Source organism: Pseudomonas sp. EU05-FHT14B02, from assembly GCF_058791055.1.
This window is the reverse complement of record NZ_JBYTDD010000002.1, coordinates 118,155-130,867: the sequence shown is the minus strand read 5'-3', so window position 1 is coordinate 130,867 and position 12,713 is coordinate 118,155. Positions and strand designations below refer to the sequence as shown.

The 12,713-nt window shown below is 59.7% G+C and carries 13 protein-coding genes; 7 read left to right on the top strand and 6 right to left on the bottom strand.

Annotated elements, in window-relative coordinates; translation table 11 throughout:
* Positions 1 to 199: 199 nt before the first annotated feature.
* Positions 200 to 655, bottom strand: a complete 456-nt coding sequence (gene dut / locus AC3WTM_RS02540) for a dUTP diphosphatase (protein WP_007975171.1) — start codon at positions 653 to 655, stop codon at positions 200 to 202.
* 5 nt (positions 656 to 660) lie between these two features.
* The gene (gene coaBC, locus AC3WTM_RS02535) at positions 661 to 1,869 is read right to left on the bottom strand and encodes a bifunctional phosphopantothenoylcysteine decarboxylase/phosphopantothenate--cysteine ligase CoaBC (protein WP_090452162.1); all 1,209 of its coding nucleotides are present in this window, start codon (positions 1,867 to 1,869) and stop codon (positions 661 to 663) included.
* A gap of 135 nt (positions 1,870 to 2,004) precedes the next feature.
* Between coaBC and radC the strand changes: the two genes are divergently transcribed.
* Positions 2,005 to 2,679 (top strand): RadC family protein, encoded by a 675-nt coding sequence (gene radC, locus AC3WTM_RS02530; RefSeq protein WP_102669397.1) that lies wholly within the window; start codon positions 2,005 to 2,007, stop codon positions 2,677 to 2,679.
* A 118-nt stretch (positions 2,680 to 2,797) separates the two neighbouring features.
* Here radC and AC3WTM_RS02525 read toward each other — a convergent pair whose 3' ends face one another.
* Positions 2,798 to 4,384 (bottom strand): ABC transporter substrate-binding protein, encoded by a 1,587-nt coding sequence (locus tag AC3WTM_RS02525; RefSeq protein WP_102669396.1) that lies wholly within the window; start codon positions 4,382 to 4,384, stop codon positions 2,798 to 2,800.
* A 446-nt stretch (positions 4,385 to 4,830) separates the two neighbouring features.
* Between AC3WTM_RS02525 and rpmB the strand changes: the two genes are divergently transcribed.
* Positions 4,831 to 5,064: a 50S ribosomal protein L28 gene (gene rpmB / locus AC3WTM_RS02520; RefSeq protein WP_007975166.1), complete on the top strand. Its 234-nt coding sequence runs from the start codon at positions 4,831 to 4,833 to the stop codon at positions 5,062 to 5,064.
* 11 nt (positions 5,065 to 5,075) lie between these two features.
* A complete protein-coding gene (gene rpmG / locus AC3WTM_RS02515; RefSeq protein ID WP_003177274.1) occupies positions 5,076 to 5,231 on the top strand; it encodes a 50S ribosomal protein L33 in 156 nt (51 codons plus the stop codon).
* A gap of 99 nt (positions 5,232 to 5,330) precedes the next feature.
* Here the strand turns inward: rpmG and AC3WTM_RS02510 are convergent, their stop codons facing one another.
* A complete protein-coding gene (locus AC3WTM_RS02510) occupies positions 5,331 to 5,693 on the bottom strand; it encodes a cupin domain-containing protein (protein WP_102669395.1) in 363 nt (120 codons plus the stop codon).
* A 224-nt stretch (positions 5,694 to 5,917) separates the two neighbouring features.
* Between AC3WTM_RS02510 and AC3WTM_RS02505 the strand changes: the two genes are divergently transcribed.
* Together AC3WTM_RS02505 and AC3WTM_RS02500 are read left to right on the top strand one after the other, a co-directional pair.
* Positions 5,918 to 7,411, top strand: a complete 1,494-nt coding sequence (locus AC3WTM_RS02505) for an aldehyde dehydrogenase (protein ID WP_102669394.1) — start codon at positions 5,918 to 5,920, stop codon at positions 7,409 to 7,411.
* A 183-nt stretch (positions 7,412 to 7,594) separates the two neighbouring features.
* Positions 7,595 to 8,737, top strand: a complete 1,143-nt coding sequence (locus AC3WTM_RS02500; RefSeq protein ID WP_102669393.1) for an MFS transporter — start codon at positions 7,595 to 7,597, stop codon at positions 8,735 to 8,737.
* Between the two features lie 153 nt (positions 8,738 to 8,890).
* Here the strand turns inward: AC3WTM_RS02500 and AC3WTM_RS02495 are convergent, their stop codons facing one another.
* Positions 8,891 to 10,312, bottom strand: coding sequence for an aminotransferase-like domain-containing protein (locus tag AC3WTM_RS02495; RefSeq protein ID WP_102669392.1), 1,422 nt, complete (start codon positions 10,310 to 10,312; stop codon positions 8,891 to 8,893).
* Positions 10,313 to 10,491: 179 nt separating this feature from the next.
* On the opposite strand from AC3WTM_RS02495, the gene AC3WTM_RS02490 reads away from it, so the two are divergent.
* Complete coding sequence (locus AC3WTM_RS02490; protein ID WP_102669391.1) at positions 10,492 to 10,737, top strand: DUF1127 domain-containing protein; 246 nt, start codon at positions 10,492 to 10,494, stop codon at positions 10,735 to 10,737.
* Positions 10,738 to 10,879: 142 nt separating this feature from the next.
* Here the strand turns inward: AC3WTM_RS02490 and AC3WTM_RS02485 are convergent, their stop codons facing one another.
* Positions 10,880 to 12,187: an NAD(P)/FAD-dependent oxidoreductase gene (locus AC3WTM_RS02485; RefSeq protein WP_102669390.1), complete on the bottom strand. Its 1,308-nt coding sequence runs from the start codon at positions 12,185 to 12,187 to the stop codon at positions 10,880 to 10,882.
* A 147-nt stretch (positions 12,188 to 12,334) separates the two neighbouring features.
* Between AC3WTM_RS02485 and AC3WTM_RS02480 the strand changes: the two genes are divergently transcribed.
* The gene (locus tag AC3WTM_RS02480) at positions 12,335 to 12,688 is read left to right on the top strand and encodes a YkgJ family cysteine cluster protein (RefSeq protein ID WP_102669389.1); all 354 of its coding nucleotides are present in this window, start codon (positions 12,335 to 12,337) and stop codon (positions 12,686 to 12,688) included.
* Positions 12,689 to 12,713 lie beyond the last annotated feature (25 nt).

Genomic DNA, 12,713 nt, shown 5'->3' with positions numbered 1-12,713 from the left:
CATTCGGCGGCAGGTTCAAACTGAAGGGTATGACGGCGTTTTCCACAGAGAGTTCGTGGTGTGAAAGGGCCATGATGCCCCTGACGACAAGGGTTTGACCGGTCAATGCCTTGATTTTCGGAGCTAAACCTTGCAGATGACAATTTGAATTTTGTGGCGGGGGAGTCAGATCCCCCGCCACAAGAAGAGCAAGACCGGATCAGCGGGTACCGGTATGGCCGAAGCCGCCGGTGCCGCGCTCGGTTTCAACAAACTCTTCAACCATCTCGAAGTGAGCCTGCACCACCGGTACCAGCACCAGTTGCGCCAGGCGCTCGCCAACCGGCATGGTGAACTCGGTCTGGCCACGGTTCCAGCAGGAAACCATCAATGGGCCTTGGTAGTCGGAGTCGATCAGCCCCACCAGGTTGCCTAGCACAATGCCGTGCTTATGGCCCATCCCCGAGCGCGGCAGAATCAGCGCCGCCAGGTTCGGGTCGCCGATATAGACCGACAGGCCGGTAGGGATCAGCACGGTTTCACCCGGCTTGATCACGGTGTCCTGTTCCAGCATGGCGCGCAGGTCGAGGCCGGCGGAGCCCGGTGTGGCGTATTGCGGCAACGGGAATTCGGTACCGATGCGGGGGTCGAGGATCTTGGCTTGCAAAGCGTGCATGTAAATTAAACCTGGTTCAGACGTTCGGCGATAAAAGTGATCAGCTGGCGAGCAATCTTGCTCTTGCTGGTCTGGGCGAAAAGTGTGGCGTGAAGCTCGCGGTCGATGACGCTGCAGGCGTTTTCTTCGCTGTTGAAGCCAATGCTCGGGTTAGCGACGTCGTTGGCGACGATCAAATCGAGGTTCTTGTCTTTCAACTTGCGTGCAGCGTAATCGAGCAGGTGTTCGGTCTCGGCGGCGAAACCGACACTGAACGGGCGGTCGGGGCGGGTGGCGATGGTGGCCAGGATGTCCGGGTTACGCACCATCTGTAGCAACAAGCCGTCGCCGTTCGTAGGATCTTTCTTGAGTTTCTGCGGGGCGACGACTTCGGGACGGTAATCCGCGACCGCTGCCGAGGCGATGAACAGGTCGCAAGGGATCGCCGCTTCACACGCGGCCAGCATGTCGCGGGCGCTGACCACGTCGATGCGGTTGACGCGATCCGGAGTCGGCAGGTGCACGGGGCCGGTGATCAGGGTTACCCGGGCACCGGCCTCCACAGCGGCTTCGGCCAGGGCAAAGCCCATTTTTCCGGAGCTATGGTTGGTGATGTAGCGCACCGGGTCGATGTTTTCCTGGGTCGGGCCGGCCGTAATCAGCACGTGTTTGCCGGTCAGTGCCTGACGCTGGAAGCAGTCGGCGGCGCACTGGGCCAGTTCAAGGGCTTCGAGCATGCGTCCCAGGCCGACGTCGCCGCAGGCCTGGCTGCCGGAGGCCGGGCCGAAAACCTTGATGTCGCGGCTTTCGAGGGTTTGCAGGTTGGCCTGGGTCGCTGGATCGCGCCACATCGCCTGGTTCATTGCCGGTGCGACGGCGACCACTGCGTCGGTGGCCAGCACCAGCGTGGTCAGCAGATCATCGGCGATGCCTTGGGCCAGGCGGGCGATCAGGTCTGCCGTGGCGGGGGCGATCAGTACCAGATCGGCCCATTTGGCCAGTTCGATGTGGCCCATGGCCGCCTCGGCCGCCGGGTCCAGCAGGTCCAGGTGGACCGGGTGCCCGGACAGGGCCTGCATGGTCAACGGGGTGATGAACTCTGCGCCGCCACGGGTCATGACCACGCGCACTTCGGCGCCCTGATCGATCAGGCGGCGAACCAGGTCGGCGCTCTTGTAGGCAGCGATACCGCCGCCGACGCCCAGAACAATGCGTTTCCGATACAGCCGCTGCATAGGCCTGCCTTTCAATTCGTTGGTGACATACGTGGCGAAACCCCCTCCCCAGGGTGAATTCGCCCGCAAAAAAGATGGGCTACGATATCACAGCGACCGCTACGGAACAGCGGTGCCCACAGACAGGGAGGTGCTATGAGTATTCGCGATTGGCCGGCGGCGGAACGGCCGCGGGAGAGGTTGCTTGAGCGGGGCGCGGGAAGCCTTTCGGATGCCGAATTGCTGGCGATCTTTTTACGCACGGGCGTGGTGGGTAAAAGTGCGGTAGATCTGGCGCGACACCTGTTGCATCAGTTTGGCAGCCTGCGTTTGTTGCTTGAAGCCGATCAGGAAGCGTTCAGTAAGCAGTTGGGACTTGGACCTGCGAAATTTGCGCAGTTGCAGGCTGCGCAAGAAATGAGCAGGCGTCATCTGGCCGAGCGTGCGCGCCAAAAAACGGCGCTGGAGAGTCCGCACGCGGTTCGCGAGTACCTGAAATCGATGCTGCGCCACGAGCCACACGAGGTGTTTGGTTGCCTGTTTCTCGATTCCAGGCATCAGGTACTGGCGTTCGAGACGCTGTTCCGCGGCACCATCGACAACACCAGCGTTCATCCGCGAGAGGTGGTCAAGCGCGCCCTGGCCAACAACGCAGCGGCATTGATCCTCTGTCACAACCATCCTTCGGGCAACACCGACCCAAGTCAGTCCGACCGGGTGCTGACCAAGCGCCTGCAAAAGGCGCTGGAGTTGATTGACGTGCGGGTGCTCGATCATTTCATCATCGGTGATGGCGACCCGTTGTCGATGGCGGAGTATGGCTGGATGTGAATGATTCACTGTAGGAGCGAGCTTGCTCGCGATGGCGTCGGCACATTCAGCATTGATGTTGCCTGAAAGTCCGCTATCGCGAGCAAGCTCGCTCCTACAGGTTTTGTGTTGTATCAGATTATTTGAGGTTGACCTTGGAGTAATCCTGCCGGCCGAACGGGCTGACCGAATACCCCTCGACATCCTTGCGCGTCAGCGCGAAGGCCGTCGGATGAGCCAGTGGTAGCCACAACGCCTGCTGCTGGATCTGCGTCTGGGCCTGTTCGTAGAGTTTGCTACGCACACCTTGCTCGCCGGTGGTCTTGCCGGCACCGATCAGCTTGTCCAGCTCCTGATTGCAGTAGCGTGCGAAGTTGGTGCCGGACTTAACCGCCGCGCAGGAAAACTGCGGCGTGAGGAAGTTGTCCGGGTCGCCGTTGTCACCGGCCCAGCCCATGAACAGTAAGTCGTGCTCACCGGCCTTGGCGCGGCGGATCAGTTCGCCCCATTCGATCACGCGGATTTCGGCCTGAATGCCGATTTCCGCGAGGTCAGACTGCAGCAGTTGGGCACCAAGGCTTGGATTGGGGTTAAGCAGGCTGCCGGAAGGGCGGGTCCAGATGGTGGTCTGGAAGCCGTCCTTGAGTCCGGCCTTGGCCATCAAGGCCTTGGCCTTTGCGATGTCGTGAGGGTAGCCCGGCAGGCCTTTCGCGTAACTCCAGGTGTTGGGCGGATACGGACCGTTGGCTGCCTCGGCAGTGTCTTCGAACACGGCTTTGACATAGTTGGCCTTGTCGAAGGCAAGGTTGATGGCTTGGCGGACTTCAGGTTTGTCCAGTGGCGGATGCTGACTGTTGATGCCGACGAATGCAGTCATGAACGCGTCAGTCTTTTCGACTTTCAGCGTCGGCTCTTTCAGCGCTTCCTTTACGTCCAGAGGCTTGGGCGACAGGGCGATCTGGCATTCGTTGCGGCGCAGTTTCTGCAGGCGCACGTTGGCGTCCGGGGTGATGGCAAAGATCAGCGGATCTACAGAGGGTTTGCCGCCGAAGTAGTCGGGGTTGGCTTTGTAGCGAACCGAGGCGTCCTTCTGGAAGCGAGTGAAAACGAACGGCCCTGTGCCGATCGGTTGGCTATTGAGCTTCTCGGGTGTACCGGCCTTCATCAGTTTGTCGGCGTATTCGGCCGAATAGATCGAGGCGAAACCCATGCTCAGGGTCGCCAGGAAGGTTGAATCCGGATGGTCGAGGGTGAAGCGCACGGTCTGCGGATCGAGGGCGTCGATCTTCTTGATCAATGCAGGCAACTGCATCGATTGCGCATGCGGGAAGCCGCTCTGGGCGACTTTGTGCCACGCATTGGCCGGGTCGAGCATGCGGTCGAAGCTGAAAATCACGTCTTCGGCGTTCAGGTCGCGCGTTGGAGTGAAGTACTCGGTGCGATGGAATTTCACCAGCGGGTGCAACTTGAAGACGTAGGTCAGTCCGTCAGGGCTGACATCCCAGCTGTCGGCGAGGCTGGCGACCACTTTGCCACTGGCCGTGTCAAAGTCCACCAGGCGATTCATCAACACATCGGCCGAGGCGTTTGTGGTGGTCAGCGAGTTGTACTGCACCACGTCGAACCCTTCAGGGCTGGCCTCGGTGCAGACGCTCAGGGCGGCGGCAAATGCTTGTGGGCTCAGCAGAAGCGGGGCGAGCAACAGCGGTAGGGCAGCAAGGCGCATGGTCGGCTTCCTATACAGGTCGAAGGCCCATCTGCAAGTGCAGTCTGGAAAAGGCTTACCCTAGTGGGCTCTTTTGCAAATGACTATCCCCTTTTTCATTTTAAGGGGACTATAGGCGACTGATTTTGCTGTGCAGCGGTTGAGCAAACCCCCTGGATGGCTCGCTGAGCGATTCTCTGCGACGAGCGGTCGCCATCGACGATAGCCTTTGTCCAAGGCTCTCGGAGCCAGAAAAACAGGGTTTTTGTGATTTCAACGCACACTGAATGTTGTTGCTCTCTAGTCTTTCTGGTATAAAGCAGCGCTCTTTTCTAGGGGCCCGGTTCCTTCACTGTAGGTGTAGCCGGTAAGACCTCTAAAGAAACGCGGCGCCTGGCGCCAAATGACTGAGAGATTAAGCGGCCAACCCATGCCGGGTTGGGCATGTGGTTTTAGAGGGCTGAGGCATGTCTAGAGTCTGTCAAGTTACCGGTAAGGGTCCGGTGACTGGGAATAACATTTCCCACGCAAACAACAAAACCCGTCGTCGTTTCCTGCCGAACCTGCAGCATCACCGCTTCTGGGTTGAAGAAGAGAAACGTTTTGTGCGTCTGCGCGTATCTGCCAAAGGCATGCGTATCATCGACAAGCGTGGCATCACTGTCGTGCTGGCCGAACTTCGCCGCGATGGCAAGGTTTAAGGGAGCTAATCATGCGTGAATTGATTCGTTTGATTTCGAGCGCCGGTACTGGTCACTTCTACACTACCGACAAGAACAAGCGTACTACTCCGGACAAAATCGAGATCAAGAAATATGATCCGGTTGTTCGCAAGCACGTGATCTACAAAGAAGGCAAAATCAAGTAATTGATTTTTCCCTCTTACGAAAAAGGCCCGTATCGCGAGATACGGGCCTTTTTTGTTGCCTGTGGGTTATGCAATGCCTGTCAGAGCCCTGATAACGCTTCAAACCTTCTGTTCAAACGCCACATAGATCTTGCGGCATGGCTCCAGCACTTCCCAGGTGCCGCGAAAGCCTGCCGGGATCACGAAGCGATCACCCACGCGCAGCGTCTTGGCGTTGCCGTCGAGGTCACGTATCACGGAAACCCCCTGCACGATTTCGCAGTATTCGTGCTCGGTGAAGTTTACCGTCCACTGGCCGACAGCCCCTTCCCACACGCCGGCGTTCAATTGGCCGCAAGGGCTGTTGTAGTGGTTGTACACCACTTGCTCAGGATCCCCCTTCAGTACTTTGGTCGGTTCCGGGCGATAGCGTTCGGCGGCGGTGGTGGCCTGGCTGAAGTCGACGATATTCTGGATGCTCATTGTTGTATTCCCCCGTCATTGCGTTGGTGTTGCCAAAGTCTATGTTTATTAAAATGAACATCGCAAGGCCGTTTGCCGGCGTTATGTCAAATATATTGAAACTTCATGGGCGGCTGGTTTAGGGTGGTGGATGCCTTGGGCCGAAAAGCAGGCTGGCCGGGCAGAATTCCTGACAGCGCCCGCGAAGAACGCGGGTGTCGTATCAATAAGAGGAGGACACTCGCATGACCACCCTGACCCGTGCCGACTGGGAACAACGTGCCCGCGACCTGAAAATCGAAGGCCGCGCCTATATCAATGGCGAATACACTGACGCCGTTTCCGGCGAGACATTCGAGTGCATCAGCCCGGTCGATGGCCGTCTGCTGGGCAAGATTGCCAGCTGTGACGCTGCCGATGCCCAGCGCGCCGTGGAAAACGCTCGCGCCACGTTCAATTCCGGTGTCTGGTCGCGTCTGGCGCCGACCAAACGCAAGTCCACCATGATCCGTTTTGCCGGCCTGCTCAAACAGCACGCCGAAGAGCTGGCCCTGCTTGAAACCCTGGACATGGGCAAGCCGATCAGCGATTCCCTGTACATCGACGTTCCCGGCGCGGCGCAAGCCTTGAGCTGGAGCGGCGAAGCCATCGACAAGATCTACGACGAAGTGGCAGCCACTCCGCACGACCAGTTGGGTCTGGTGACCCGTGAGCCGGTGGGTGTTGTTGGCGCCATCGTGCCGTGGAACTTCCCGCTGATGATGGCGTGCTGGAAACTCGGTCCTGCGTTGTCCACCGGTAACTCGGTGATCCTCAAGCCGTCCGAAAAATCCCCGCTGACCGCCATCCGCATCGCTGAACTGGCTGTCGAAGCCGGCATCCCGAAAGGCGTGCTGAACGTGCTGCCGGGATACGGTCACACCGTCGGCAAGGCCTTGGCCCTGCACAACGACGTCGACACCCTGGTGTTCACCGGTTCGACCAAGATCGCCAAGCAGCTGTTGATCTATTCCGGCGAGTCGAACATGAAGCGCGTCTGGCTCGAAGCCGGCGGCAAGAGCCCGAACATCGTGTTCGCCGATGCGCCGAACCTGCAAGACGCTGCCGAAGCCGCAGCTGGCGCCATCGCCTTCAACCAGGGCGAAGTCTGCACCGCCGGTTCGCGCCTGCTGGTGGAGCGTTCGATCAAGGACAAATTCCTGCCGCTGGTGATCGAAGCACTGAAAACCTGGAAGCCGGGCAACCCACTGGATCCGGCGACCAATGTTGGCGCGCTGGTCGATACCCAGCAGATGAATACCGTACTCTCCTACATCGAGGCCGGTCATGCTGACGGCGCCAAGCTGGTGGCCGGTGGCAAGCGTACGCTCCAGGAAACTGGCGGCACTTACGTTGAACCGACGATTTTCGATGGCGTAAGCAACGCGATGAAAATCGCCCAGGAAGAAATCTTCGGCCCGGTACTGTCTGTCATCGCATTCGACAGCGCCGAAGAAGCCATCGCGATTGCCAACGACACACCGTACGGCCTGGCCGCTGCGGTCTGGACGACCGACATCTCCAAGGCTCACCTCACCGCCCGCGCACTGCGTGCCGGTAGCGTGTGGGTCAACCAGTACGATGGCGGCGACATGACCGCTCCGTTCGGTGGCTTCAAGCAGTCCGGCAACGGTCGCGACAAGTCCCTGCACGCGTTCGACAAATACACCGAGCTGAAGGCGACCTGGATCAAGTTGTAAGCCGTTAAGGGAGGTCTGTTGTAAAGACCTCCCGAACGACACAGATCCCTTGTGGGAGTGAGCTTGCTCGCGGTAGCGGTGTAACAGTCGACTTCAATGTTGAATGTTGCTCCGTCATCGCGAGCAAGCTCGCTCCCACAATGTTTTGTGTTGTACATAAAAATATCCACAGGAGCGTGGAGTATGCGTTGGGCGACTTATTTTGCCGTTTTGGCATCTGTCCTGAGTGTCGGCCTGGCCTTGGGTGTCAGCATGCCGCTGGTGTCGTTTCGCCTGGAAAGCTGGGGCTACGGCTCGTTTGCCATTGGCGTGATGGCCGCGATGCCAGCCATCGGCGTCCTGCTGGGGGCGAAAATCTCCAGCCATCTGGCGGCGCGACTCGGCACGGCCAATCTGATGCGCCTGTGCCTGTGGGCGGGGGCGGTTTCGATCGGTTTGCTGGCGCTGTTGCCGAGCTATCCGATCTGGTTGGTGCTGCGGCTGATGATCGGGGTGATCCTGACCCTTGTATTCATCATCGGTGAAAGCTGGATCAATCAACTGGTGGTCGAGCAATGGCGCGGGCGGCTGGTGGCGCTGTATGGCAGCAGCTACGCATTGAGTCAGCTGGCGGGGCCGGTGTTGTTGGGCTTCCTCGGTACCGAGCATGACTATGGCTTTTGGGTGGGCGTCGGTTTGCTGATGGGGGCTCCGTTCCTGTTGCTGGGCCGCAGTGGCGCGCCGAGCAGTGAAGCCAGCAGCGTGACCCTGCGTGATTTGCTTGAATTTTGTCGTGGCCTGCCGGCGATTGCCTGGGCGGTGTCGCTGTTCGCCGCGTTCGAGGCGATGATTTTGACGCTGTTGCCGGTCTACTGCCTGCGCCAGGGCTTCACCACGGAGATCGCTCTGGCGATGGTCAGTACGGTGGTCGTCGGTGATGCGTTGCTGCAATTGCCGATTGGTGCGTTGGCCGATCGTTTGTCGCGGCGGGCGTTGTTTACCGGCTGCGCAGTCGTCTTGCTGGTGTCGAGCCTGGCGATTCCGATGCTGATCGACACGCTGCTGATCTGGCCGCTGTGGGTCTTGTTTGGCGCCAGTGCCGGTGGCTTGTTCACCTTGTCACTGATCCTGATCGGCGAGCGTTATCGCGACGATGCACTCGTGCGGGCCAACGCGCATATTGCACAGCTGTGGGGGATTGGTTGTTTGGTCGGGCCGCTGCTGGCGGGTGCCGGCAGCCAGTGGATCAACGGTCATGCGCTGCCGTTGCTGATGGCATTGGGGGCTTTGGGCGTGTTGATTGTGGTGTCGCGGCAGGGGGCGTTTGGCACCGCTCAGCCAGCCTGATGAGCATCGCAGAACTGTGGCGGTCGAGTCTTGCAACATCTTCTCCAGCCAACAGTATTGCTCAACCAGGTATTGAAGCGCCGCCACCAACTCCGTTTGGCGGCGAAGATAGGCATATGTACGCTGATGTCCGAAGAAAGGTCAGTCGCTGAGCTAATCGTTTTCCGCCAGCAGTTTGATCGCTGTCGTACCGACCTTGCGTACGGCGTCTTCGATCTGCGGTGTTGGCTTGGCAGCGTAGTTCATACGCAGGCAATTGCGGTACTTGCCCGAGGCGGAAAAAATACTGCCTACGGCAATCTGTACGCCCTGGTCGTGCAATGCACGATTCAGTTTCAGGGTGTCGAAACCTTCCGGTAGTTCGACCCACAGCATGAAGCTGCCCTGTGGGCGACTGGCGCGGGTGCCGGTCGGGAAGTAGCGGGTCACCCAATCAATCATAATGTCGCGATTGCGCTGATATTGCGTACGCATCCGCCGCAAATGCGGTTCGAAGTGGCCACCTTTCAGGAATTCGGCGATGGCGATCTGTGGTTGTGGCGCGGTGGATCCGGTGCTGATGTATTTCATGTGCAGTACCCGTTCCAGATAGCGACCGGGCGCGACCCAGCCGATGCGCAGGCCGGGTGCCAGGGTCTTGGAAAACGAACTGCACAACAGGACTCGACCGTCCTCGTCGAAGGACTTGATCGTGCGCGGACGCGGGTAGGTGTAGGCCAGTTCGCCATACACATCGTCCTCGATGATCGCTACGTCATAGCGCTGCGCAAGCGTTAACAACGCGCGTTTGCGCGACTCTGGCATGATGTAGCCCAACGGATTGTTGCAGTTGGGGGTCAACTGTATGACCTTGATCGGCCACTGTTCCAGTGCCAGTTCCAGCGCTTCGAGGCTGATGCCGGTCAGTGGATCGGTGGGGATTTCCAGAGCCTTCATGCCCAGGCCCTTGAGGGTCTGCATCGCACCGTGAAAGCTCGGCGAGTCCACCGCGACAATGTCGCCGGGCTCACAGATCGCGCGAATACTGGTGGACAGCGCTTCATGGCATCCAGTGGTCACCACCAATTCGCTGGCACTCAACTGGCAGCCGGAATCGAGCATCAGGCGAGCGATCTGTTCGCGCAGTTCAAGGTTGCCGTGGATGTTGTCGTAATACAGGCCGGGCATGTCCTGCCGGCGGCTGATTCGCGCCAAGTCACGCAGCAGCGGTTTCATGGTCGCACTGGTGATGTCCGGCATGCCGCGACCCAGTTGCACCACGTCTTTGCGCGGAACGGCGCGAATCAACTCCAGCACTTGATCCCATTGGGAAATGTCTACCGGCCGTTGGGCCGGGCGGCCTACTGCCGGCAAATCCGGCAGTTCGCGGCTGGCCGGGACGAAGTACCCGGACTTGGGCCGAGGCATGGCCAGCCCGCTGTCCTCCAGCACCCGATAGGCCTGCTGCACTGTGCTCAGGCTGACGCCGTGCTCGACGCTCAGCGCCCGAACCGAAGGCAGCCGGTCACCGGGGCGATAGAAGCCCTGCTCGATACGTGTGCCGAGCAATTCGGCGAGGTTGACGTAAAGGGTCATGGTGCAGCCTCGATAAGGGTGATTCGGTTAACCAGTACAGATCGGGCAAAAAATCGGGATTCAGTGGCGGAATCGGCAAATCTGTATGGATTTAATACAGTTGCTTTGAATCTGTAATGCTTTTGCGCGCACACGCATCATGGAACCTCTGGCTACCCAAGTAAACAGGAGCATCCAAGATGAACGGCTTGAGCGATGTGCGGCTGACGTTACACAGTCAGGAACTGGCGACAGGGCAGAACAACGGCACGCGAGAGGCGGGAATGCGTAGTGCGCCGTCCGGCCTGAGTCGCTGGGACCAGTTCTGGCATCGCTTGCACACGCGCAAGGCGTTGCTGGCGCTGACGGCCGACCAGCTCAAGGACGTCGGGCTGACGCGGGAGCAGGCGCAAGAGGAGGGGCTGAAGCCTTTCTGGCGGATCTGAGTTTTGCAGTGTTCTTCAGGGCCTCATCGCGAGCAAGCTCGCTCCCACAAGGAAAGGTGGTGAACACAAATCTTGTGAGCGCCGCCAAACACTGTGGAGCGAGCTTGCTCGCGATGGCATCGGTACAGGCCCGGCTAAACCTTCAGACCAACTCCTTAAACCGATGCCACAACATCCCCAATGCCAGCAACGGCGAGCGCAAATGCTTGCCACCCGGGAATGTGATGTGCGGCACCTTGGCAAACAGATCGAAGCCGCCGCTGTGCTGACCGCTGATAGCTTCGGCCAACAGCTTGCCGGCCAGGTGTGTGGCGTTCACGCCATGACCGGAATAGGCCTGGGCGTAATACACATTCGGCTGGTCCTTGAGTCGCCCGATCTGCGGCAGGCGGTTGGCGCCGATACCGATCATGCCGCCCCATTGGTAATCGATCTTCACTGCACCCAGTTGCGGGAAGACCTCCAGCATTTTCGGACGCATGTACGCAGCGATGTCTTTGGGGTCGCGGCCAGAGTAATGGCAGGCGCCGCCAAACAGCAGGCGCCGGTCCGCCGAGAGCCGGTAGTAGTCCAGCGCCACGCGCTGGTCACAGACTGCCATGTTCTGCGGCAGCAGGGCGTGGGCCTGTTCTTCGCTCAGTGGTTCGGTGGCGATGATGTAGCTGCCGGCGGGCAGGACTTTGCCGCTGAGTTCCGGGTTGAGGTCATTGAGGTAGGCATTGCATCCCAGTACCAAGGTCTTGGCGCGCACCGAGCCTTCGGCGGTATGGACCTTGACCTCTGGGCCATAGTCAATGCGAGTCACGGCCGAGTGCTCGAACAGCCGGACCCCCAGTCGTTGTGCCGCGGATGCTTCGCCCAAGGCCAGGTTTAGTGGATGCAGGTGCCCCGAGCCCATGTCGATCAGGCCGCCGACGTAACGCGTAGAGCCGACCACGGTGTGCATTTCGTTGGCTTGCAGCAAACGGGTCTCGTAGCGATAACCGAGGCTGCGCAGCTCTTCGGCATCCTCGGCGAACCCTTCAAGGTCACGGGGCTTGTTGGCGAGGTCGCAGTATCCCCGGGTCAGGTCGCAGGGGATCTGGAAGCGCTCGACCCGTTGCCGGACGATTTCCACGGCTTCCAGGCCCATGAGTTTCATTTGCCGTACGCCTTCGGCACCGATGACGTTGCTGAACTGATCAAGTCCGTGGCCGACGCCGCGGATCAGCTGCCCGCCATTGCGTCCACTGGCGCCCCAGCCGATTCTATGGGCTTCAAGCAACACTACGCTGAGGCCGCGTTCGGCCAGCTCAAGCGCCGTGTTCAACCCCGAAAACCCACCGCCCACCACACAGACATCGGCCAGCACTTCGCCTTTGAGCGCCGGAAGTTCGGGCTGCGGCAGGCTGCTGGCGGCGTAGTAGGAGGCGATGTGGTCCGGAGCAGGCTGCTGAGCACGAGGGTTCATGTGCGTGATCCTGGTGTTGATGTTTAGAAAACTTGACGGAGCATAAGCCGGACCTTCCCGGACGGGCAACATTGGTCGGCTGGTGCTGTCTGGATCGGGGCTTTTGCGTCAGAATCGCGCTCTATTCCGCTATTGGTCACCGCTTCAATGAGCTGCAACAGTCAGACAATCCGCACATTGCGACAGCAGATTCCCTCGTTCGAGTGCGTTCCTGGCTGCCATGACTGCTGCGGCCCGGTGACCACCTCGCCGGAAGAAATGTCACGCCTGCCGCGCAAGACCCGCGCCGAGCAGGATGCCGCCATGGAAGAACTCAACTGTGTGCACCTGGGGCCCAATGGTTGCACGGTGTATGACGAGCGGCCGCTGATCTGCCGGTTGTTCGGTACCACCAAGACCTTGCCTTGCCCCAATGGACGCGGGCCAGTGGAATTGATTCATCCGCGGGTGGAAACGCAGGTGTTCGAGTACATGGCATCGAACCGGCAAGTGCTGGTCTAACTGGGCCGGTTCGGACACCGCAATA